Source organism: Methanomassiliicoccales archaeon (assembly GCA_035527755.1).
In the GTDB taxonomy this organism is placed as follows: Archaea; Thermoplasmatota; Thermoplasmata; order Methanomassiliicoccales; family UBA472; genus UBA472.
In genome coordinates this window covers 32475-55213 of the sequence record DATKZX010000012.1, presented here as the reverse complement: position 1 = coordinate 55213, position 22739 = coordinate 32475, and the positions used below count along the sequence as shown (strand labels likewise).

19 protein-coding genes are annotated in these 22739 nt (G+C 53.1%); 7 read left to right on the top strand and 12 right to left on the bottom strand.

Translation table 11 applies throughout. From position 1 onward, the window contains the following. Nucleotides 1–527 precede the first annotated feature (527 nt). Together VMW85_05160 and VMW85_05155 are read right to left on the bottom strand one after the other, a co-directional pair. Nucleotides 528–1403 carry a DMT family transporter gene (locus VMW85_05160; GenBank protein ID HUT27416.1) on the bottom strand — a complete coding sequence of 292 codons (876 nt, stop codon included), beginning with the start codon at nt 1401–1403 and terminating at the stop codon, nt 528–530. A gap of 396 nt (nt 1404–1799) precedes the next feature. Then, complete coding sequence (locus VMW85_05155) at nt 1800–7442, bottom strand: hypothetical protein (protein HUT27415.1); 5643 nt, start codon at nt 7440–7442, stop codon at nt 1800–1802. A 576-nt stretch (nt 7443–8018) separates the two neighbouring features. Here VMW85_05155 and VMW85_05150 point away from each other — a divergent pair. Further along, nucleotides 8019–8648, top strand: a complete 630-nt coding sequence (locus tag VMW85_05150; GenBank protein ID HUT27414.1) for a hypothetical protein — start codon at nt 8019–8021, stop codon at nt 8646–8648. Between the two features lie 207 nt (nt 8649–8855). Here VMW85_05150 and VMW85_05145 read toward each other — a convergent pair whose 3' ends face one another. The 4 genes from VMW85_05145 to VMW85_05130 all read right to left on the bottom strand — a co-directional run bounded on the left by VMW85_05145 (nt 8856) and on the right by VMW85_05130 (nt 12402). Continuing rightward, on the bottom strand, nt 8856–9605 hold the full coding sequence (locus tag VMW85_05145) for a formyltransferase family protein (protein ID HUT27413.1): 750 nt from the start codon (nt 9603–9605) through the stop codon (nt 8856–8858). Between the two features lie 221 nt (nt 9606–9826). Continuing rightward, complete coding sequence (locus tag VMW85_05140) at nt 9827–10633, bottom strand: ABC transporter permease (protein ID HUT27412.1); 807 nt, start codon at nt 10631–10633, stop codon at nt 9827–9829. Between the two features lies 1 nt (nt 10634). Then, nucleotides 10635–11423, bottom strand: coding sequence for an ABC transporter permease (locus tag VMW85_05135; protein ID HUT27411.1), 789 nt, complete (start codon nt 11421–11423; stop codon nt 10635–10637). Next, the gene (locus VMW85_05130; protein HUT27410.1) at nt 11416–12402 is read right to left on the bottom strand and encodes an ATP-binding cassette domain-containing protein; all 987 of its coding nucleotides are present in this window, start codon (nt 12400–12402) and stop codon (nt 11416–11418) included. The genes VMW85_05135 and VMW85_05130 overlap by 8 nt, the downstream gene beginning before the upstream one ends. Before the next feature lie 234 nt (nt 12403–12636). On the opposite strand from VMW85_05130, the gene VMW85_05125 reads away from it, so the two are divergent. Next, on the top strand, nt 12637–13035 hold the full coding sequence (locus tag VMW85_05125; GenBank protein HUT27409.1) for a NifB/NifX family molybdenum-iron cluster-binding protein: 399 nt from the start codon (nt 12637–12639) through the stop codon (nt 13033–13035). A 2-nt stretch (nt 13036–13037) separates the two neighbouring features. Here VMW85_05125 and VMW85_05120 read toward each other — a convergent pair whose 3' ends face one another. Then, nucleotides 13038–13331, bottom strand: a complete 294-nt coding sequence (locus VMW85_05120) for a hypothetical protein (protein HUT27408.1) — start codon at nt 13329–13331, stop codon at nt 13038–13040. Between the two features lie 230 nt (nt 13332–13561). Between VMW85_05120 and VMW85_05115 the strand changes: the two genes are divergently transcribed. Both VMW85_05115 and VMW85_05110 read left to right on the top strand, forming a co-directional pair. Further along, nucleotides 13562–13843: a ferritin family protein gene (locus tag VMW85_05115; GenBank protein HUT27407.1), complete on the top strand. Its 282-nt coding sequence runs from the start codon at nt 13562–13564 to the stop codon at nt 13841–13843. A 58-nt stretch (nt 13844–13901) separates the two neighbouring features. Then, nucleotides 13902–14966: a DUF2117 domain-containing protein gene (locus VMW85_05110; protein ID HUT27406.1), complete on the top strand. Its 1065-nt coding sequence runs from the start codon at nt 13902–13904 to the stop codon at nt 14964–14966. A 1-nt stretch (nt 14967) separates the two neighbouring features. Here VMW85_05110 and VMW85_05105 read toward each other — a convergent pair whose 3' ends face one another. Continuing rightward, a complete protein-coding gene (locus VMW85_05105) occupies nt 14968–15504 on the bottom strand; it encodes an inorganic diphosphatase (protein ID HUT27405.1) in 537 nt (178 codons plus the stop codon). A gap of 180 nt (nt 15505–15684) precedes the next feature. On the opposite strand from VMW85_05105, the gene VMW85_05100 reads away from it, so the two are divergent. Next, nucleotides 15685–16917, top strand: coding sequence for a cation:proton antiporter (locus tag VMW85_05100; protein ID HUT27404.1), 1233 nt, complete (start codon nt 15685–15687; stop codon nt 16915–16917). A 26-nt stretch (nt 16918–16943) separates the two neighbouring features. Here the strand turns inward: VMW85_05100 and VMW85_05095 are convergent, their stop codons facing one another. Beyond that, nucleotides 16944–17111, bottom strand: coding sequence for a preprotein translocase subunit Sec61beta (locus VMW85_05095; protein ID HUT27403.1), 168 nt, complete (start codon nt 17109–17111; stop codon nt 16944–16946). 123 nt (nt 17112–17234) lie between these two features. On the opposite strand from VMW85_05095, the gene lysS reads away from it, so the two are divergent. Together lysS and VMW85_05085 are read left to right on the top strand one after the other, a co-directional pair. Beyond that, nucleotides 17235–18767 carry a lysine--tRNA ligase gene (lysS, locus tag VMW85_05090; GenBank protein HUT27402.1) on the top strand — a complete coding sequence of 511 codons (1533 nt, stop codon included), beginning with the start codon at nt 17235–17237 and terminating at the stop codon, nt 18765–18767. A gap of 67 nt (nt 18768–18834) precedes the next feature. After that, nucleotides 18835–19155, top strand: coding sequence for a DsrE family protein (locus VMW85_05085; GenBank protein ID HUT27401.1), 321 nt, complete (start codon nt 18835–18837; stop codon nt 19153–19155). Nucleotides 19156–19173: 18 nt separating this feature from the next. On the opposite strand, the gene VMW85_05080 is transcribed toward VMW85_05085, so the two are convergent. From VMW85_05080 to VMW85_05070, 3 genes are all read right to left on the bottom strand, one after another. Continuing rightward, nucleotides 19174–19539, bottom strand: coding sequence for a hypothetical protein (locus VMW85_05080; GenBank protein ID HUT27400.1), 366 nt, complete (start codon nt 19537–19539; stop codon nt 19174–19176). A 66-nt stretch (nt 19540–19605) separates the two neighbouring features. Next, on the bottom strand, nt 19606–20700 hold the full coding sequence (locus VMW85_05075; protein HUT27399.1) for a DNA topoisomerase IV subunit A: 1095 nt from the start codon (nt 20698–20700) through the stop codon (nt 19606–19608). Continuing rightward, entirely contained in the window at nt 20693–22678 is a 1986-nt protein-coding gene (locus VMW85_05070) for a DNA topoisomerase VI subunit B (protein ID HUT27398.1), read from the bottom strand. The genes VMW85_05075 and VMW85_05070 overlap by 8 nt, the downstream gene beginning before the upstream one ends. Between the last annotated feature and the right edge of the window lie 61 nt (nt 22679–22739).

Genomic DNA, 22739 nt, shown 5'->3' with positions numbered 1-22739 from the left:
TCAATAGACTCTGAAAGACTTATACAACGATAACGCAGATTCCATTCTATTTCATTCAATGACGCAATGCAGTTCATTCTCTTTTGCTAGATTCGTAAAGACTGAAAAATTCCGATATGACCTTCCACATTTAAGCAAAATATAAATATTATATATGGAAATATCTATGATTATAGTATTAGAATGTTCTTAATTTAGTAAACACCGTTAATAAAATACTGGCATAAAAAAATACCGGTAATTTTACCAGTAAAAAAATGGTTAGAATCCCGACGGGAGCACCATTCAAACAATTCTGAACATGCGTTCTTTTCTTCTTTACTGTTCGTTCCATAACCAATCTGACTGAGCAGGGTCCCTTCGACGGAAATAAGGATACGAATGAAATGGTCCTGACCGAACGCCATACCAAGCGCTTCCGGGAAATGTAATTATCTTATTCGTCGGACTTTGTTCGTTCCAATTCCCCGGCCGTGGTGGTCTTGCACATATCATGTCAGTTTGGGTCGCACCATAAGGTCTTTCCATCACGTACGGGCATGCTTTTCGCTGGTCAGAAATAAGGTGCCCGCGAGCATCAATACACCGGCTAAGACAAGCTTTCCCGTGACCGATTCCCCCAACAGTGGAATAGCCGCCATGGCCGCGGCGTACGGACCGATGGAGAAAAAAGTTCCGGTACGGCTTGATCCCAGATACTTCAACCCGATGAAGAACATGACATTGCTTAGTCCGTAGCTTATGGATCCGATGAGCATCGCATAAATTATCACCAAGGTCAGCTCCGGCCCACCATAAAGAATGACAGCCAATGTCAGCGAGACGGTCGCTGCCGCCGCGCTTCTGATCGTCGATAGCTTGACAGGGTCGTGGTGCGAGATCTTCTGCATGAAGTTATTATCGATGCCCCAACACACCATGGCTAAGATGATCAGCACAGCCCCGTTGCCACCGAACCCCCCACCCGGAGTATATGACAAAATGGCGCTCGCGACCGTCATCGCTGCGAGGGCGATCCAAAGTCGATATCCGCCCTTGTCGCGGAAAAATGCCACCGCGACGATCGCGGTCATCACCCCTTCCAGATTGAGCAGCAGGGATGCATCGGACCCCGCGGTCCATGCCAATCCTACCAGCAGTAGGATGGGGGCGACGATGGCCCCGATAAATGTGCTGCCGGTCAGGTAAAGCACGCCGGAGCGGCCCATCGGAGCCGATGGTGGTGGCGGAGCCATCCCGCGTCTTAATAAGAACCAAGTTCCCGTACCAACCGTCGCTCCAGCATATAGGAACCCGGCTAACATTATCGGTTCCATTTCACCGATCAGCGCCTTTGAGAAAGGCACGCAAAGACCGAAAAGCGTACCCGCGATAAGAACGAGCAATATGGGGCCCCGTTTCATGGCGTGTCAATATAGATGGCATTTATGTTCTTTTCCAATCCCAAAGCCCATAGAAAAATTATTTCTTAAACAAATATAAAGTGGTCATTAACATTTACAGGTTCGGATTTCAATTAATATGAGAAATATTATTATATTGTAATTTAAGAATGGAATACCTGGCCCCTACCCGAGTTCAAATCCCGACGGAAGCACCATAACACAACTTCAGGAACAAAAATTACCTGTTTTATCAAAATCTTTTCTAAATCATCTCTTTTCATTTAGTTTTGGCTCGGTTCGACGATCATCCTCGAACCATGTCCCCATCAGTGTCGATCAGGCAGTAAACGTATAAAAATAAAAAGAAAAAAGGGAGTGGCTGGTTAGGCCACTTTTAGCACGCGTTTTCTGATCTCAGAAGAAGTTCCTCCGCCTTACCAGACCATATATGCAGACCAGCAGGGTGATCACCAATAGCACGATGGCGACCAGAGTGTAGATGTTGTTGTTCTGAGTCTCGGTCTCTAATCCGGAGACGTCCGCCTGCATGGTTCCCAGCTCAGTGTGTATGGTCGCCACGTTGCCTTCGATGCTGTACACGGTTCCGGTCAATGTCCCCAGTGAAGTCTGTATAGTGGCCACATTGCCCTCTATACTAGTAACCGTGGTGTTCAGTGCGGCAAGTTGTACCTGGATGGTGCCGATGTCGGTCTGTACGGTGGCAACAGTACCTTCGATGGCGGTCAGCCTTGCATTTATGGCGGTTATGTTCTCCTGGATGGTGCCGATGTCGGTCTGTATCGTCACCAGGGTGCCTTCGATCGATACTACACTTGCTCTGATGTTAGCTATATCGACCCGGATAGTGCCTATATCAGTTCTTATGGTGGCAACATTACCTTCGATGGAGGTTAGCCTTCCATTGATGGCGGTTATGTTCTCCTGTATGGTACCGATGTCGGTCTGTATGGTTACCAGGGTGCTGTTGATCGACGCGATATAGGTGTTGATACTGGAGACATCTACCTGAATGGTACCGATGTCGGTCTGTATCGTCGCCAGGGTGCTGTTGATCGACGCGATATAGGCGTTGATACTGGTGACATTGGCCAGTATGGTACCGATGTCGGTCTGTATGGTGGCGATGTCACCCTCGATCATGGTTAGCCTAGCATTCATTGCGGAGGCGTTCTCCTGTATGCTGCCGATGTCGGTCTGTATAGTTACCAGTGTTCCGTTGATCGATACCAGTAGAACGTTGATGTCAGCGATATCTACCTGGATTGTACCGATGTCGGTCTGTATGGTGGCAACATTACCTTCGATGGAGGTTAGCCTTCCATTGATGGCGGTTATGTTCTCCTGTATGGTACCGATGTCGGTTTGAATCGTCGCTATGGTACCGTTTATCGATACCAGTAGAGCGTTGATGTCAGCGATATCTACCTGGATGTTGCCGATGTCGGTCTGTATGGTGGCGATGTCACCTTCGATGGCTGTCAACCTTGCATTCATTGCGGAGGCGTTCTCCTGAATGCTGCCGATGTCGGTCTGTATGGTTACCAGTGTTCCGTTGATCGACGCGATATAGGCGTTGATACTGGTGACACTGGCCTGTATGGTACCGATGTCGGTCTGTATGGTGGCGATGTCACCCTCGATGGTTGTCAAATTTCCATTGATGGCGGTTATGTCGGCCTGTATGCTGCCGATGTCGGTCTGTATGGTCACCAGTGTTCCGTTGATCGACGCGATATAGGCGTTGATGGCAGTGAGGTTCAGCTTGATCAGACCGATGTCGGTCTGGACCAAGGTGACGTTGCCGTCCATGCTCACGACCCTGGCACCCATATCGACCAGATTATCGGAGACCACAAAGGTACTAAGCGAGCCACCGTAGCTGAAGCCATCGTTAACTGTCAACACCAGAGTGTACTGGCCAGCCAGAGCGTCTCCCGGGACGGTCCAGTTAACGATCCATAAGCCTGGGTTGATCCCGTACATTTCCCCGGACAGGTCGATCGAACTTAATTCAGGCGTGTACAGGGTGGCGATCATTCCCGATGGGTCGAACGGTTGTCCGTTCACGGTCATCATCATCCACCAGGTGACGAATTCGCCTGGGAATTGGATCGCTCCGACATCCATCACGATGTCGATGGGGCGGTCGTTGACCAACATGGTGATGCTGGCGCTCGTCAGTGTCGCCGAGTCGACCGTGTCACTGACAGTTATCGTCTGTGACGGGAGGGTGTAGAGTATGAAATCTGCACCGGCGAAGGTGCGTACGCCTGCGTCACCGAGCACGAAGGTGTAGTCCCCAGGCAGTGATGCCGGGTACGGGTCACTGGATGTCCAGGTGACGGTGCCTACGTAGTTGGTCTTCACGTTGTCGAACTCGTCATAGGCGGTCACAGTTACATCAGCCACAAAGGCAACGCCAGCATAGGTTTGTGCCGGGTAGTTGATCATGCTGAAGTGATGGATCGCGGCCGGACCGACGACGATATCATCGCTTTCCGAGATGGTCGACGAGTCGACCGTGTCACTTACGCTGATCGTCTGTACCACAGTGGTGTAGAGTATGAAACCTGCACCGGCGAATACATGTACGCCTGCGTCACCGCTCGTGAAGGTATAGTCCCCAGGCAGTGTTGCCGGGTACGGAGCACCATCACTGGATGTCCAGTTGATGGTGCCTTCATAGTTGGTCTTCACGTTGTCGAACTCGTCGTAGGCGGTCACAGTGACGCCAGCATCGAAGCCATCTCCAGCGATAGTAAATATTGGGCAGCCTTCAATGCTGAAGTGATCGATCACCGCCGGAAGGACGGTGATGCTGGTACTGGTATTTGTCGCCGATAAGACCGTGTCACTGACGGTGATCGTCTGTGACGCAGTGGTGTAGAGTGTGAAACCTGCACCGGCGAACGTATGTACGCCTGCGTCACTGCTCGTGAAGGTATAGTCCACAGGCAATGATGCCGGGTACGGAGCACCATCACTGGATGTCCAGTTGACGGTGCCGTTGTAGTTGGTCTTCACGTTGTCGAACTCGTCGTAGGCGGTCACGGTGACACCGGCCACAAAGGCAACTCCAGCCGTAGTAGAGGCCGGGTAGTTGATCATGGTGAAGTGATCGATCTCCGCTGGAAGAACTACGATGCCAGCGATGTTGCCGGTCTTGCTATTTCCGTCCGTCGCGGTCAGCGTTAAGGTCTGGGTGACGTTGTCCTTCACGTAGAAGGTGGCGACGCCTGCGGACAGCGTGTATGTGTCACCAGGGGTTGCGTATGTGATGCTGGTGTAGAACACCGCTGAACCGGTGGCGGTCATGGTGACGACGGTTGTGCTGTCAATGGTGACCACGTTATGGAACACGTCATGAGCGGTCGCAGTGCCGCTCCAGCCCACTCCGGCTATCTGCGGGGAGGAGGAAACGACATGGTAGTGGTCGATCGCCGCGGGGTTGATGACGATGCCGGAGATGTAACCAGTCTTGTTATTTCCGTCCGTCGCGGTCAGCGTTATTGTTTGAGCGACGGTGTCCCTCACGTAGAAGGTGGCAACACCAGCGGACAGCTGGTAGGTATTATTTTCTGTTGCATAGTCACCTTCGTAGAACACCGCTGAACCGGTGGCGGTCATGTTGACATAGGTTAAGCTGTCGGTGGTGACCATGTTACCGAAAAAGTCATAGGCGGTCGCAGTGCCGCTCCAGCCCACTCCAGCTACCTGCGAGGTAGAAGGGCCGACCATATAATATTCAATCGCCGCGGGGTTGACGACGATGTCGTCAGATGTATCCGATATAGAGTTGCTCAGATCAATTCCATACAGATATATTGTCTCAGCGACGGTGTCCCTCACATAGTATGTAGCTATGCCTTCAGACAGCGTATATTGGCCGGTATTGGACCCACCAGTATAGTTGTCGTCGGAGTAGAACATAAGATTTTGGGGTGCTGTTATTGTCATACGGAACACTGATGTGTTATCAGTGTAGACCAAGTTACCAAAAAAATCATAGGCGGTCACGGTGCCGCTCCAGCCTACTCCAGCTATTTGCGGGGTAGAGGAAACGATCTCGTATTCAGAGATATTCGCTGGAAGGACGACAATGCCGGTGATGTTGCCGGTCTTGTCATTTCCGTCCATCGCCCTCAGTCCTAATGTTTGAGCGACGTTGTCCTTCACAAAGAAGGTGGCAACGCCTGCTGACAGCGTGTATGTATTGCCTTCAACAGCGTATGAGCTGCTGGTGTAGAACACCGCATCACCATTTTCGGTCATGGTAACGACGGTCGTGCTGTCGGTGGTGACGATGTTGTCGAACTGGTCATAGGCGGTCGCGATGTCGCTCCAGCCCACTCCAGCTACCTGCGGGGAAGAGGAAGCGACGATGTAGTGGTCGATCGCCGTGGGGTTGACGGTTATGCTGATACTTGTCAGGGTCACCGAATTGTTGGTATCACTTACGGTGATCGTCTGTGACGCAGTGGTGTAGAGAACGAAACCTGCACCGGCGAAGGTGTGTACGCCTGCGTCACCGCTCGTGAAGGTATAGTCATCAGGCAGTGCTGCCAGGTACGGAGCTCCATCACTGGATGTCCAGTTGACGGTGCCGTTGTAGTTGGTCTTCAAGTTGTCGAACTCGTCATAGGCTGTCACGATGACGCCATTAGCGAAAACCTCCCCGGCTATAGTGGAAGCTGGGTAGCCACTCATGGTGAAGTGGTCGATCTCCGCTGGAAGGACGACGATGCCGGCGATGTTGCCGGTCCTGCTATTTACGTCCGTCGCGGTCAGCGTTAAGGTCTGGGCGACGGTGTCCTTCACGTAGAAGGTGGCAACGCCTGCGGACATCTGGTAGGTGTCATCTGGTGTTGTATAGTCACTTGCGTAGAACAACGCATCACCATTTTCGGTCATGGTGACGACGGTCGTGCTGTCGGTGGTGACGATGTTGTCGAAATCGTCATAGGCGGTCGCGTTGCCGCTCCAGCCTACTCCAGCTATTTGCGGGGTAGAGGAACGGACAATGTAATGATCGATCGCCGCTGGAGTGATGGTGATGATGGCACTGGTGCCATTGATCGAACCATCAGTCATGGTGATAGTCTGTGCACCGGCGATGTTGAGCCTGAATCCGCTTCCACCGAAGGTGTGGGTGCCCAATACGAATGCTTGTGCGGTCGGCAAGGTACCGGCACATGAGGCAGACCACGCCGGGCTACCTGTGTAAATGGTCACGACATTATTGAATTCATCGTGGGCAGTGACCACGACATTGTTGGTGGGTTCCATCCAAGATACTCCGGCCATCTTGCTCATAGGCGCTCCGCCGACGGTCACATCAAAATGATCGATCGGTGCTGGATTGACTACGATGCCGGCGATGAAAGCAGAAATTGAATTATCATCAGTTACAGTAAGTGTGATCGTCTGGGCAACGGTGTCCTTCACGTAGAAGGTGGCAACGCCTGCGGACATCTGGTAGGTGTCATCTGGTGTTGTATAGTCACTTGCGTAGAACAACGCATCACCATTTTCGGTCATGGTGACGATGGTCGTGCTGTCGGTGGTGACGATGTTGTCGAACTCGTCATAGGCGGTCGCGGTGCCGCTCCAGCCAACGCCTGCTATTTGCGGGGTAGAGGAAAGGACAATGTAGTGATGGATCGCCGCAGGGTTGATGATATTGATTTCGCTAGCGCCAGACACACCTCCACTTGATATGGAGATGTATATGGGTTCGGTCACAGTATCGTTAATGTAGAGCGTCAACTGACCGCCGACGAGCGGTTGGTTATCTGACGCTGGAGTGGCGTAGTCGCTCTGTAATAATTCAGCATTGGAATCAATTAAGGTCGAGGCGATGTACAATTCAATATGAACGGTGGTTGTCGCACTGGTGACGAGGTCTCCTTCGGAGGACACCGCCTCCACCAAAGCTTCGAACCCTATGCCAGCTGTCTGATATCCTCCGACAGTGACATTATAATGATCGACGACGCCTGGTGCTGCAGATGCATTATCCGTAGCGACGACCATCATTAATGATGCACATAACAGTAATATTAACACGAAAACCGTGGACCTAACACATTTTCCAAATTTAAATTTCAATGAAATACCCCCTTGATTTTGATGATCCGACCCAGAAAAGAAATCGAATTTCGAATCAAAGATTTTAACCAGTTATACAACTTACCTTTATTTATCTTTCTTTCTGAAAGTTAATTTTTAGAATTTAGAATATTAATATTTTGTTATATATATTATTTTTATATAATATAATATCGATCGTTCATTAAGATGACCGGATTGATTTCTATCGCGATCGTATTGCCTGCTGAAATATTATATTATTTACAATAAAATAAATGTTTTTTGGCTTAAGCCATCGACCTCGATCCACTGTTGATCGCTCTTTCAGTCGTCCATTGCCCAAGCAGCTCCATGACCTCCCCGGCGTCGTGCCAAAAAAGTATAATGCGGTTCAATACATGTTAATACGTTCAAATGAGGAGTTGGCAATTTAGATTGGGGATCGTGCTGATCTCATTATCGGTATGCGTATACCTGATCCATTTTATCATATTCCAGGACATCCGAGGCATCTTCTTCTACTTGATCGGTAATCTCGCCTTCGTTTTCATAAATGTACTTCTGGTAACGCTCATCATCCAATCCCTTCTCGTTAGAAGCGATAGGGCCAACAAGTTATTGAAGCTCGATACGTTGATCGGCATATTCTTCACCGAGCTGGGTACTTGGTTGGTTTGGAAGATATCCTCCTTGGACAGACGAATGGAATTGATGCAATACCTAAAACCAAGTTATGAATGGGGTGGTAAGGATTACCGGTTTGCTATAGCAAAATTGAGAGAAAAGGGTCTCGATATCCAAATAACGACCGAGGACCTCATCGATATTAAATCTGCCCTGGCAGGGAAGCGAGATTTTATAATGGGGCTTTTAGAGAACCAAAATCTCGTAGAACATCAAGAGTTCACACAACTATTGCTTGCTGTTTTCCATGTTAGCGATGAATTGAACTATCGTACCGAATTCGATGAATTACCTCAGTCTGATATCGATCACCTGATCAAAGATCTGGAAAGGACATACCCACTTCTGGTCAGGGAGTGGTTAAGATACTTGGACCATTTGAGGGTCGATCATCCATACCTGTATTCATTGGCCATTCGTACCAACCCCATGGATCCGGAGGCCTCGGCCATAGTAAAGGAAGAATGATCGATAGGCTGGGTTCACAGCTCCCTTTGAGTATATGAAAGGGCATTCGTTCGTGGAATGGTAAACCATCTCGAACGATCGATCATCTGGATACAGCTATTTGGATCGGAGAGACGAGGCTTATTGTTCATGATATCGTATGTTTACTTACTAGTAATTAATATGAAAATGGCCACATGAACGGTACCTTTCGTTCATTGGAAAGGATCAGTTCAACTGTTCATCGATGGTCCGAGATAAGCAACGGTGCCTTTTGCCTTTAGTGCCATTGCGATCGAGGACCTCACCATCCCTGATGATCACATCGCCATCGACGATCGACCGGATCGTCTCCATCAGGAGCGGAGCCTCCCTGCGGACCCCCATGGCCCGGATGGCCTTCGATAGCTCGTCCGGAGAACGATATGTCTTCCGCATGTCGCTGATATCGAACTCGTCATAGGCCACGGTCTCACCGCGGTCCAGCTCCGGGGTGCATATGTGGACCATGGCTCCGTATGTCTTATCCTCACCCAAGGCCACACGGCGAACGATCTCCTCCCACGTCCCCTGATAGGTGTTCGGGAGCGCCGGGTGGAGATTGATGATGTCGTACTGCTGGCAGGTCTTGGGGTCCAAAATGAGCATATAACCGGCCAAAACACCGAAGTCCATATCATATCGGGAGAGCTGGTCTCTCATCGCCGTACCATATGCGTCTCTCCAAGCGCTCATGTTATTCTGTCTAAGATCGGATCGAAAACCGTCCGATGGCAGAATGATAACCGGAATACCATCCTCTTCGGCCATGGATATGAGCTTAGCACGGCAATGGTTCCCCTTGACCTCACGATTAACGAAAACAAATGACAGATTAGCATCGATCTCCCCGCTTTTTATCTTGGACATCATCATCGAGAACAAGCTCAGGGAGCCTGGACCCCTACCGGTGGTGAACCAACCAATGCTCTTCGTCATATCAGACCAGGTAATGGGCATCACCTTCATATTTTAACCGCGTCGGACCGGAATGTCCGGTCACCATTTGCACGATATGTCATCCGGTGCATAGAGACCGACCGAAAGGCGTGAACACCCCGGTTGCTGGTATGATCTCCCACCAATGAGCTGTCAAGTGTTATCTGAACTAGAGAGAATAAGGTCGTCTAAGTGGTCTTGAAGCAAGAGGGGTCACGACCCTAGAACCGGTCCAATGTACCTTTGCTCCGGGCGAGGTGCTCGAACCCGCGGAACATCAGGTAACCCGCTATCATGACCAGGAAGCCGACTAGAGCTTCCATTCCCAGCACCCCTGACATCTCTCCTAACGATGCTCCCGACACCGCCATCCTGGCGGCCTCCGTGCCATAGGTCATGGGAATGGCGTAGGATATCGGTTGGATGTATGCCGGCAGGTACGAAACGGGGAAATTGACCCCGCATACCAGCAGGCCGATGAACAGGAACACATTGGCGATGATCATGGAGGTGCGCAGAAACAATCCCAGCGAGCTGAGCATCAATCCGAAACCGGTCATGGCGAAAGTGGTTATCAGGATGACCAGGGCTAACCCGACCAGGTTGGCGTGGGAGAAGTCCACGTTGAAGATGAACGCCGCATAGAAGAAGGCGATGACCACCGTGGCTATGCCGTTCACGATCTGGAACATAGCTCTGCCAACGAAAACGGAGAAACGGTTCGCCGGGGAGACCAACAAGTTCTCGATCGTCCCCTGGTTCTTCTCCTCCCCGGTGATGTTGCACACGGCGAAGATGCTCACTATGGCCAAAGATTGCAGGGCGTTGCCGATGGCCACGAACTCCACGGTGACCTCGGCGTTATTGACGAAGGTAGCGACATAGACGAAGAAGGCGATCTGGAAGAGGGACATGCCGAAGAGCTGTGTGGCCCACATAGCAGGGTTCAACCAGGCGAACAACGCACGCTTGGCCAATACCGCCGAGCTCCAGAACACCCTAAAAGGATTGCTCACATAATCGGTCAAGTCAATACCTCATGAGGTTGGCGGTCTTCCTGGCCCTCTTGTCCACCGCCTTATAGAGCCAGATCGACACGGTCAGATAGAATAGCGATAGCAGTGCCAATGCCAGCAGGTCTCCCCAGTAGCCAGCGGAAAAACCATGAGGGTAACCATCGAGCGCGGCGTATCTTATGGCATCTATCCCCCAGGTGGGCGCCAGGCTCAAGGAGAGCGGGTTGGTCCAGAATGGCAATAGCGCGATGGGGAACATGCTTCCCGTCCCCACGTATATCGGGTACTCCAGGCCGTTGGTCAGCACCTGGGCTGAGCGGGTCAGCACGAAGGCAGCGCTGAAAAGCATGCCCAGGGCGGCCAGGGAAAGCAGCGTGAGCATGAAGGCCAGCAGGAACTGTGGCATATCTGCCACCACGAAAGGCATCTGAAATATCAACACCGCCACCACCAGCACGAACAATCCGTTGATGATGCCGATGAGGGCGTGCCAGATGGTCCGGCCGCCGATTATCCATATCAGAGAGCTGGGCGCCGCGAATATGGCATCCACCGTGCCCCACCAGCGGTCCGACTGGATGGAGAACCCGGAAGCGTACAGCGTGTTCCCCCACATCCCCATCATCCCTCCCCCCAGAACGGCGTAGAGGAGGGCTTCTGGGCTTGGTTCCCTGAACAACATCAAGACCACCATGGCCAGTACGAAAGGGGCGATGATGTTAGGTACAATCCACTGCGGTTCGGCCCAGAAGATCGCGGCCTGATGGCGGAAGGAGGCGGTCAGCGCTCGCAATCTAGGCATCTTCCCTCACCAACCAGAGGTAGGCGTCCTCCAACGTCGGTTCCTTGACCCTCATGCCGATGACCTTCCGATCCTCCAGCAGATGGGTGACCTTGGGAAGCATGCCCGATGGGTCGCTTACCTGAACCCTCATGGTCTGCTTGTCCTCGCACATGTTGGCCGAAACGGTGCGCACACCGTCCAGTCCCTTCAGGGATTCCAGGTCGTCATTGGTGATGCCGAACCCCTCCACCTCTATGACCGAGGTGTCCCGCACCAGGGACTTGAGGGCCTCAGGAGTGTTCATGGCCACGATCTTCCCCTTGGTGATGACCCCGATGCGATCGCACAGCTCATCGGCCTCGTACATATAGTGCGTCGTCAAGAGTATGGTCTTGCCCTCGGTCACAAGGGCCTTCGCCATATCCCTGGCGTCGCGGGCCGCCTGCGGGTCCAGACCAATGGTCAGTTCGTCCATGAAAATGAGCTCTGGATCGTGAACGATGCCTTTGGCGATGTGCAGGCGCTGCTTCATGCCCCGGGAGTAGTCCTCCACCCGGGTGTCGGCCTTATCGGTCAGGTCGACCTTTTCCAGAACCTCCGCTATCCTCTTGTCCCTGATCCCTATTGGAACACCATAGATGTCCGCGAAGTACCTCAGGTTCTGACGCGCCGTTATGCGGTAGTAGAGCCCCCGCTCACCACCCAATATCAGCCCGATGCGTTTTCGTACTTCCATGGATTGTTTGACAACATCGTAGCCCAGTATCTTCACGCTGCCTTCTGTTGGGAGCAGCAGGGTGGTCAGGACCTTGATGGTGGTGGTCTTCCCGGCGCCATTGGGGCCGAGCAGCCCGAACAGCTCGCCACGCCTCACTTCCAGATCTATGTGGTCCACGGCCAGGGTCTCCTTCTTCTTCTGATGAAAGATGCCAGAACTGCTTTGGTACTTACGCACCAGACCCTTGACGTCGATGACCACTTCCCCCGTGTCGGCCATTGAATTCCCGCCCTCACCATTCCCTATAAGCTAATAAATGTTTACTGGAAGAGGTTGAAAATAGATTCGTCCAGTATATGTGTCCATTTTTATGGTCTGCCTTGAAGATGTCCATTTACCGGTTTGGAACGCGGTCATCGGGCGATCGTGCCTAACCGGACACATTTGTAAACTTCTTTAGGGCAATAGAAAGAAAGATAAGGTCAGATACCCAATGTATTAACGGTGTAAAATATGGCAGGAAAGAGTAAGAAGATCGGCGATGAGAGGCCTTGCCGCTTAGCGGTGACCTCCAAGACCGATAGTCTTCAAGGAGAGATCGCTTCCATAGCCAGGAGCTCTTTCTTCATAATTTTCGAAGGGGACCCCAAGAACCATCTGGTCATGGAGAACCTGGTAAAGAGGGCGGGAAGCGAATCGGGTGTCCGGGTAGCGAAGGAGCTTACCGATCAAAAGGTGGACGTAGTGATCACTGGAACCATCGGACCCCGGGCGTACAAGCAGTTGGAGTCCGCAGGGGTGAAAGTGCACGCTGGTTGCGAAGGCAAGGTCGGTGACATACTGGAAAAATGCCTGAAAGGTAAACTGCCAGTGTGTAAAAAGGCCACCTATGGTGGATATCTAGGCATCTGAGCTTAACGTAGGGGAGCGCCACAGAAACGGCATTGCAGTTCACCTTCGGCGTTCATTCCTCCACAATAGTCGCAAAGCAATCGTTCCTTCTCTTTCTCGATCGCCGCACCATGGTGATGCTGGTCCTTGCGCCACGATAGCCACCCCGCCACCATCATCAACGCACCAATGGAGCAGATGACCAGGGCAGGGATCAAGAACCCCGCTACCCCCAGAAGGGCGATCAGGCCGAAGAACGATCCCAGAAAGAATATCATCCCGCCTACGCTCGCCAGCACGAGTACCGAAACATGCACTGGTTCCGGAGCTGTCCTATCGCTCCCTGGTTGGTGCTTGACAGCCTCGTGGGAGAAAAGGACTTCATCCTTCCGGTCAAATTTTCCATCGTCGGTAAAGGCGGATCACACACCTTCCTCGGAAATGGGATCGTCCGCATTTATCGATTGCTGCCGCGATGGCGATATGAACGCGAGGGAACTTTCACTAATTATATCTGCCATGGATCGTAATAACATCCGTTGATACCATGATGTCAAAACTGCCTATTGATCTGACGAACGTCAAAGAAGACCATCTGGACCGGGAGATATTGCGGGCGGCGATCATCGCCGAGCTGGACGCGGTGAGCCTGTACGAGCAGATGGCGGCCATGACCAACGATCACAAGATCAAGCGGATCCTTTTGGACGTGGCCAAGGAGGAGAAGACCCACGTGGGCGAGTTCCAAACATTGCTGCTGCTCATCGACCATGAACAGAGCGAGGAGATGGAAGAGGGAAGGAAAGAGGTGGAGAAGGAGCTGAGCTGATACCGGATCGGCGTTCCAACCCAAGAATTACATATTTCTGGCGAGTTGACCGGTCCGAATGGATACTGGCATGAGAACGGCCGTGGTGGTCCATGGACCTGAGGCGGTGGACAGCGGGCTGGCCTTGGAGGTCATTCGGCGCGCCGCAATGATAGGTGAGGTCAGAGCCCGGGTCGGTGGAGCTACGGCGGTGGCGGCGGTCATAGATTCCGGTCTGGAGGACGTGATCGCCCATGATTCCCGCGAACTGCCCTCGACGGCCATCAGGCAGATGGCCGCGGAGGCGGACGTCGTGGTGCTGGTCAATTACGGCAAGGACCGTGACTCCGCGCTCGGCTTCGGCCGTTTGGTGATGACCAAGGTCCTGCCGATATCCGCCGCGGTGGTCCAGGTGGACAATGGTCTGAGCATTATCTGGTCTGCTGACGACCCCTTGCTGCACCGCATCCTCCCCTTGACGATAGGTGAGGTCCTGGACCTCCGAGGGTCCGTAGAGACCGCCGACCTTACTGTCAGGCGGTTGAGCGGCGTCAGGAACGGTGAGTTCGTCTGGATCAACGGTCACGTGATCGGTCGGGCCTTGAGAGATGAGGTGGTACTGTCCCAAACCCCTTCCGGGGAATTGAGGGCCGAGGGATTGACCATCAAACCTACGGGGGTGGAGCGTCTGGGCGATTTCGATATCCGCACGGCGATCGTCCGCAGCGGTCAGGTCCGTCGGACCAGTGGTCGGCCGCGCAGTCTTCGTTCTCTCGGGAACGCGGTCTGCATCATCGACCATTGCGCCGAGGAATCGGTCTTCCGATGCCGGGACGCCTCCTATGTGGTCACGGTAGGCGACGATACCAGCAAGATCGCTTCGGCCCTGCTGTTCCGATTGGGGATACCGGTCATCGCCATCACCGACGGCGACGAGGACGGCATATCGAAGGAGGAGATATTCTATCCAGGGTCGTTCCTCTTCCGCCTGGAACCTGGAAATGATGATCTAGTAGGCGCCGAGATCAAAGAACGCTGTTTCGCACATGCGGATCGCATCCCGCTTTCGATGAAAATTGAGGAGATGGCCGCCCTGGTGCGTACAGTGAGCGGAAAGAGGTTGTTGTGGGAAAGGGTTTTCTGACCTATTTGTAACCGAACTTATTGCGGAAAAGGGTCAGGGAATCGGAGATGATCTCGGTGGCGCGGGCACGGCCCTGCCAACCGATGACGTTGGTGCTCTTCTTCTCCTCCAGCCTTTTATAGGTCTTGAAGAACTCGGATATCTCATCCAGATAATGCTGAGGAATGTCCTCCAGCTCGAAATATTGGTTGTTCTTGGGGTCACCGCAAGCCACCGTTAGGATCTTGTCGTCCTGTCCCTTCTCGTCGCTCATCTCCAGCACACCGATGGGGCGAGCCTCGACCACGCAGCCGGGGAAGGTCGGCTCACTGATGAGCACCATGGCGTCCAGTGGATCCCCGTCGTCGTAGAAGGTGCGGGGGATGAGCCCGTAGGCCAACGGGAAAACTACGCTAGAATGCAGTACGCGGTCCAGCAACATGCAGTCGAACTCCTTGGACACCTCGTACTTGTTCTTGCTGTCCTTAGGGGTCTCGATGATGACATTGATGATCTCGGGTGGATTGCGTCCCGAGGGGACCTTCTTCCATAGTGACATTGTATTTCCTCTCTGAGCGCTTCGATTATATTACCTTACTTATGTTTTTTCCATTCACCGTTCGCCTGGTATTTTGAATTCGATGAATGTTGCTATTAAATTACTATATCACAATTTAAATTAATTGCCAGGGAGGTTCATTAGGACTTAATATATGAATAACGCATACCCGTAAACGCAATGGCACAAGACTTCATACAGACGGTTCTGTTCCAGCTTTTTATGATCATCGTCTTGGTCGAAGTGGCCAAGATGATTTGTAACAGGGTCAAGGTCCCTACCGTCATCGGGGAGATCATGGTGGGTATCGTGATCGCCAATACGTTCCTGTATGAATTCATCAACCTGGGTTCGGATACCGAGGTCTTCGAGGTATTGAAAGAACTGGGTGTCATATTCCTTTTGTTCACTGTGGGCTTGGAAACACCGTTCAGCACCATTCGCAAGGTCGGTAAAACGGCAATATTGGTGGCAGTGTTCGGTGTGATCCTCCCGTTCTTCGTCGGATATGTTCTGATGGTCGGTCTCGGATACGGGACCGTCGAGGCCCTGTTCGTCGGAGCGGCAATGGTGGCCACCAGCGTAGGCATCACCGCCCGGGTCATCAAGGACATGAACCTCATGCACGCCATCGAGTCCCGGGTGATCATCGGGGCAGCGGTCATCGATGACATACTGGGCATGATCGTCCTTGCCGTAGTGGTAGGCATCGCTGGCGGTGGAGCCCTGGACATAGTCCAGGTGGGTGTGGTCTCCTTCGAGGCGGTGCTGTTCGTCCTGGCGGTCATATTCATAGGCTCCTTGTTACTGCCAAAAGTGATGAAGAAAAGGAACGAAAAGAAGGCCACCCAAGTATGTACCGCCGAGAGAAGGACGAGAGGCATCAGCCCCTTGCCCCTGGCGCTCATCATCTGCTTCGCCCTCTCATCAGTATCCTCGTTCCTCGGGCTGGCAGCCATCATAGGCGCTTTCCTGGCCGGTATGGCCTTCGCGGAGTTCAAGGATACCTGGCCCTGTGAGGAGAAGATAGGGCCCATCACCGAGTTCCTGACCCCGTTCTTCTTCGTGTTCGTAGGAATCAGCGTGTCCCTGGCGGCGTTCGGTGACGTGTTGATACTGGCGATCATCATCACACTGCTAGCCATAGTCACCAAGTTCGTCGGCTGTGGAATAGGGGCCAAGAAGCTGGGAGGAAAGTCGGCTGCCATCATCGGTGTGGGCATGGTCCCCAGGGGTGAGGTGGGTCTTATCGTTGCCAGCATCGGACTGAGCATGTCAATCGTGGAGCTGGGGGTCTATAACACCATCGTGTTCATGTCCCTGGCGACAACATTGGTAGCTCCGCCGTTATTGACTTACACCTTCCAGAGGAAGCTAGGCAAGAAATGTGAATTGGCCCCACCAGATGAGTGAGGGCCCAAAATAATTTTTTTTATTTTTCAGGTCGGGAACAAGGCCGTAGCCACGACCACAATGGCTATTGTGATGGCGCACAAGGCGATGACCACAACGGGACTGATCTTCAGGGCCTTTTCGTCCTCATTGTCAAAGTACCTTATCAGGCCTGCAGCGGACTGGAAACCCCCGGTCTTCTTATCCTTCGCCATTTGAATCGAACCTCCTACCTTCAACGGGATATAAAAATATTTAGTAAACCCCGCTTAGAAAGCAACACTGCATCCAGTTTACGATAACCTTTTAATGCGGGGCGGTTTTCACGACCTGATAGCATGCATTGGGCCGATGTGATAGCAAACACCTTGATGGCAAGGGGCGATAAACACCTGATCTCCACTGGCATCACACCCTCTGGATATATTCACGTGGGAAGCCTGAGGGAATCGATAACCGCCAACGCGGTGTTCAAGGCATTGAAGGATAGATCGGCTGATGTCGACTTCATCTACCTGGTCGATTCCTACGATCCGCTGCGCAAGCGCTATCCCTTCCTTCCGGAAAGCTTCGAGAAGGAGGTCGGCAAGCCCATCTGTTACATTCCCTGTCCGGATAATTGCCATGGCAATTATGCCGAACATTTCATCACCCCCTTCCTGGAAGCATTGGGTGAACTAGGCATCAACCCCCGCATCATATGGACGCACAAGCTCTACGAGGAGGGGAAGTTCACTGAGATCGTCGACCTGGTACTGAAGGAAAGGACGACCATAGCCAGTATTCTGGGCGAGGTCACAGGCAGAAAGATGCCCGAGAACTTCTGGCCCTTCACCCCGGAATGTCCGAAATGCGGATTGTTCACCGATAAGGTCCTGGGCTACGAGTTCCCCTACGTGCATTACAAGTGTGGTTGCGGTCACGAAGGCGATGCGGACATACGCAAGGGTCAGGGCAAGATGCCTTGGCGGGTGGAATGGGCGGCGAAGTGGAAGCTGTTCGGTGTGACCTGCGAACCGTTCGGCAAGGACCATGCGGCCTCGGGCGGGTCCTACGACAGCGGAGTACGCCTGGCCAGGGAGATATTTGGGATTGAGCCTCCACATCCGATCCCCTACGAGTTCATTCAGTTCAAAGGCAAGGGTCAGATGCATAAGTCCACTGGCAATGTGGTCACCGGGAGCGACGCGTTGTTGATCACCCCCGCTCCGGTCTTGGCCTTCGGCGTTCTGCGCTACAATCCGGAGAGACACATCGACTATGATCCTGGCCTGGGGATAATTGACATCGTCGACGAATATGACAAGGTCGAGTCCCTTTATTTCAACGGCGGAGCCGATGATAAAGAGATAGATCTGCTGCGGGCCTACGAGATCGCCCAGCCCACGGGCGTCCGGCCCAAACTGCCGCTCCAGGTCCCATATCGTCATCTGGTAAGTATAGCCCAGATAGCCGATTCATACGAAGGCGTGGTCAAGGTTTTGAAGCGCTCGATGAACATCGACGACATCTCGGAGGAGGATATGGGCGTCCTGAAGCAGAGGATCGAATGCGTACGCCACTGGTTGAACGCCTTCGCCCCGGAGGAGGTTCTCTATATCATCAGTCCGGAGCGGCCGGACATGGAGATCAACGATGACGAACGGAACTATATCGTCGAGCTCCTAGAGCGCCTGAGGACCACTGAATGGATCGGTGACCTGATCCACAACGCCATCTACGAGACGGCCAAAAAACGCGGCCTTCAGCCCAAGGTGTGCTTCCAGGTCCTGTATCGTTTGTTCATCTCTCGACGTTCCGGGCCCAAACTTGGATTCTTCCTGTCCACCATGGACAAGGATTTCGTCCTCAAACGATTGTCCGAGGCGTGAGCTCCAGGACCGGCCGTTCAAACATTTTTCCATATCATCATATATGTTCAACTCCCACCTATCTTCCATGAAGCTAGGGATTATTCTATATTCCAACGATCCCGAGACCGTCTACCAAGCCTTCAGGCTTAGCTTATATTCCTTGTCCCAGGGGGACCATGTCAACATGTTCCTGCTGGCAAAGGGAGTTGAGTGCGAGGACCTGGACAATGAGACGTTCAATATAACCAAGGAGATCAAAGCCTTCCTGGATGCAGGAGGCAAGACCTACAGTTGCACCTCGTGCATGAAGTTGCGAGCCAAGGGGGAGAGCCAGGCCTGCCCGATGTCAAAGATGGCGGACCTCTATCGCATAATAGCCGAGAGCGACAGGGTCATCACGCTATGATGGCCGGAACCTTGCCCATCAACGCCGTACCTTGTTCAAGGTGAACAGCAACACCGCCAGCGCCAACCATACCAGGAAGGCGATGAACAGGAACAGCAGATTACCAGGGTAAACGTGGTTCACTGACCAGATGGTGCCGAAGGCCATGAGCAGTGTTCCCCAGAACATGAGGTAGTTGCCATCGTCACCCTCACGTCTGGTTAAAGCTCCGAAGCGCTGCCTGAAACCGATGAACAGAGCGAACATCCCGCTCAAGAAGAAGATCGCGGGGAAGAAAAGGGTCCAATCCTCCGTTATCCAGGCTATCAGGATCGAGGCGGCGAACGCCATGATAAGATACGAAACTGCCAGGCTGGTCAGGGTAACCGAGGCACGGTCGTTCATTTATTTCAAGTGCAATAGGAATGCTGAACTTATCTAACTTACCCTTTCATCTGGTCGCCTGACCCCTCAGCGCAGTATGCTCATGTTGGTCAGCTTCTCCGGAAGGTACTTGTCGGTGACGAAGTCCAGACCGTATTTCGCCAAGGCCTGCTGTTCGGCCTTCTTGTTCAGCTTGAGCATGGTCTCGATCTCCCCCCTCCAATACTCGTCGGCGAAACGGGGGTCCTTCAGCTCGGCGTTCAACGCCTTTACGTCCATTTCCGTCAGCTTGTCCGTCGGCAGCTTGTAGTTGGTGATGTCGGAGGCGGTGATGCCAACGAACTCCGCCGTCGGCGTGGCCAGGTACTCGGAGATATGCGCGGTCTTGATGGCGCCGTATGCTATGGATGCGAATATGCGGAAGCTCCAGGGATCGCCATCGGTGAACACCACCACCGGCAGCTTCATCTCCTCGTTCAGCCGCTTGATGAACCTTCTGGTGGAACGGGCCGGTTGACCCTTCAGATGCACCAGCACGGCGTTGAAGTTCTCGTCGAAGCCGTTCTCCACCAGACGATCGAACATACCACCGGTCTCCACCGCGATAACGAACTTGGCGTTGGTGCTGAGGAACTGCAACTTTTCCTTTTCCACGTTGTACGGTATGCCATATCCCGAGTCGCCCACGTCGTCCCGGCAGTTGATCTTCTTCAAACGGCCTTTGCGGTCCATCTCGCTGATGGTCAGATCCCCTATGACCCTGGCCCCGTCCTCTTCCGGTCGCAGCTTGAAATCCTCGCGCATGCAGGTGGTGACTATCTCCAGGTCCTCGGCCAGCATGTTGCTCTCGTCCTGGGAGTTGAACTTGGCCTTCTCCCAGCTTTCGGAGATGTAGTACATCTCCCTTAGCGTGGAGGACTTGCTGTTGGCGATCATGTCCTCGATGAACTCAAGCACGTACATGGTGCGCAGGAGCATCAAGGCCCCGTTAACCTTCTTGGCGGAACGAGCACCGGTGGCATTGCCGTACTTCCAGACCCCGTGCTTGGGATTGAAACGGATGTTGCTCTTGGTCCTCAGGGGCAAGGTCATCTTCGGTATCTTGCCGGAATCGATCTGGTCGTAAATTGATTGGGCGATGTCCTTTAGGGAGCTCACCGCTTTGTTCTCTTTCTCAGTCATCGTTAAGCGCCTCCGTGGACTCGTCGTAGTCGACCTCTTCTTCCTCATCTTCCGTCGGTGGCGTTTCCACGCTCTCAGTGATCTCCAATCCTTTCACGTCCCAATCACCAGGCAACGGTTCGGCCCCGATGATCATGACCGGATTGATCCCCGATGAATAGATCTCGTTCTCCTCGTAGTCGTCCTTGTTCAGACCGGCCAAGGCAAAATTAACGTCCAGGCGGTCGGTGGAAGCGATCTTCTGCAGTTCCCAAGATGCCTTACCGTCATCCCTCACCTCGGTGGGGAAGAACTGCAGACCCTTGTAATCGAAAGACCCCGGTGGGAGCACCATATGAAGGTTGAACTTCTGGTTTTGGGGGGTGTAGTTGTAAATGGAAACACGGATCTTATGTCTCCCCTTCTCGAACGCTACCGCATCGTCGATCCACACCACGTTCATGATCTTGGTGATGGTCCCGCCCAGCTTCGGGACGGGTTTGCCGACGATCTTGGCGCATTTCTGGGCGATCATAGGCAGTATCTCCTGCACTATCTCGAACTTGACCCGGGTCTTGCTCTTGGTCTCCTTCTTGTTCAGATGCGTCTTCAAACTTCGTCCGCACAGTTTCAGCGCCAGTTCCACCTCGGCCTGTATCTCCGGCAGGTTCGCTATCGCCTCTTTAGCCTCGGATGTGAAAGGGACCTTGGTGGAAGCCACATGCACCAGTATGATGGCCGGTCCGTACGGTATGCCTGAGCCGCCGCGCTGTTCCAGCCCGTAGCGCCTCCAATCGGTGTTCTCGATCGATTTCGTTATGACGCAGGCCCCCTGTTGATACAACAGGGGCACGCGGTTGGCGAAACGCAGTATCTGAACCTGCGAATCCTTGGTCAGTCCTCCGCCGTACACGATGCCCACCTCCACCAGGAACGGGTTGCCGGAGTGGACCTTGGGGTCTCTGGTCACTGGAGGGGCGTAGAATTCTGGACGGACATCCACCAGCACGTTGCGCAGTCCTTTCTTGATCAGCTGGGCGCCTATGGGCGACAGGCAGTCGGTGGGCGGGGCCATGATCTTGACCGCCCCGATGGCCGTCAACAACCGCTTCTGATCATCCAGGTTCAATTTGCCTGGGTTGACCATTTGGTCCAGACCGGCCTTCTCACATATCTCCTTGGCCAGCCGATCGCTTATACGGGAAAAGTCCAGCTGCAGGAACTTGGACAGGTTCTTGTTCCTGGTGTCCTTGGCCATGTTCATCAGGGTGCCCAGTTCCAGGCCCTGCGGGTGAGGTTTGATCTCCTTGGTGGCCGGAGGCATCTTGTCCGTGGCCCTTTCGAACGTGGTCCTCTTTCCATCTGGATCTGTGAAAGTGATGCGCGAGTGCGGGTTCACGATGGCCGTCTGCCGAAGATACTCCAACACGGACTGCTTGCCGCTCACGTACCGTCCGTTGATGTTGTAGACGATGCGCGTTCCATGCTCCTTCCCGTCCCATATGAACGGGTCCTCCTTCAGAACGTCAGGTGTGTTCTTCTTGGTGTTGACCATGATGTCCATACGCCAGGCGACATCGTCCGCTCCGGTCTTGGACACCACCGTTGCCGGTTTCCCGGTGGTGATCTGCCCATACATCACGGTGGCGGAAATGCCGATACCCTGCTGCCCCCTGGACTGCCGCACCGCGTGGAAACGGGAACCGTAGAGCAGCCTACCGAAGACGTTGGGGATCATCTTCTTGACAATGCCCGGTCCGTTGTCCTCCACGGTCACCCGGAACTCGTTCGCATCCACTTTTTCAATGGCGACCAGTACTTCCGGGGAGATGTTCGCTTCCTCGCAAGCGTCCAGGGAGTTGTCCACCGCCTCCTTGATTCCCATTATCAACGATTTCACCTGGGAGTCGAAGCCCAGGATGTGTCGGTTCCTCTCGAAGAACTCGGAAACTGATATCTCCTTCTGTTTTTTGGCCAGTTCATCAGCTATCGAACTCATTGGATCATCCTATGCAAAGAAAAAGTGAGTTGCATCCCGGGGTGCATATCCCCGGGCGCAG